This window comes from Bradyrhizobium sp. PRIMUS42, from assembly GCF_023006515.1.
Classification (GTDB): Bacteria; Pseudomonadota; Alphaproteobacteria; order Rhizobiales; family Xanthobacteraceae; genus Bradyrhizobium.
On sequence record NZ_JALBGZ010001353.1, the window covers coordinates 1 to 789 of the forward strand.

Annotated in this window: 1 protein-coding gene; it reads left to right on the forward strand. The window is 64.5% G+C overall.

Annotation, left to right across the window (positions count from 1 at the left end; translation table 11 throughout):
- Positions 1 to 399: 399 nt before the first annotated feature.
- Positions 400 to 789 (forward strand): DUF6101 family protein (locus MOV75_RS40290; RefSeq protein ID WP_247008408.1); only part of this gene is annotated, 390 nt, incomplete at its 3' end.

Genomic DNA, 789 nt, shown 5'->3' on the forward strand with positions numbered 1-789 from the left:
GACCGCATCGGCCGCATCCGCGCCGGCGCGCTTGGCCGCCTCGACCAGCCGCTGCGCGAGGTCGGAGAGCGCGGACTGATCGAACAGGTCGCGACTGGCTTTAGGCGAAAGCGTCGAGCTTGGTGAAGAGTTCACGAACGAAATCCTGTTGGGGCGGGGGTCGGGACCGGAACCCACAGATGTGCCCTAATGGCGCGGACTTCAAGCATTTTCAGCCTGCCAAAAGCTCAGATTCGCAGCTTGCGCGCAACGTCTCGTCAATCATGCGCGCCAAGCTCTTGTCAATCATGAGCAGCAGTGACGGTGGGTTAACCAGCCTTTTTAAGCGGTTTCGGAAAGCCGTGCGCTAAGGTCCTCGCATCGACCGGGAACATAATCCCGGCGGGGAGAACTAAAGCCGTGAGGCGTCAAACAGCAACATGCGGGGTCGCTCCCGCCGGGTCGAGCCGCTCTCTGCGGCTCGACCCACTTTCCCTTCCGGTCCGCTTCGACGCGCACGATCCGCGCGCCGACGGACATGTCCGGCAGATCGAGCTTCATCGCGAACGTGTCGTGCTGCGCCGTGCCGTCCGCGGCATGCAGATGGCGATCAACGTCCGCGTCAGCGACTTCACCGGTGTCGCGCTGCGCGGCAATGACGAGGCACAAGCTCTCGTCCTCGTGCATCGCGATCCCTCGCTGTCCGTGCCGCTGCTGGTCGGCGCCGACGGCGACGAGCTCACTGAGGCCTGGGCGATCTGGAGCGAGCTCTTCGCGCTGCCGCAACTCGACGAAGGTGCGCGCAAGCCC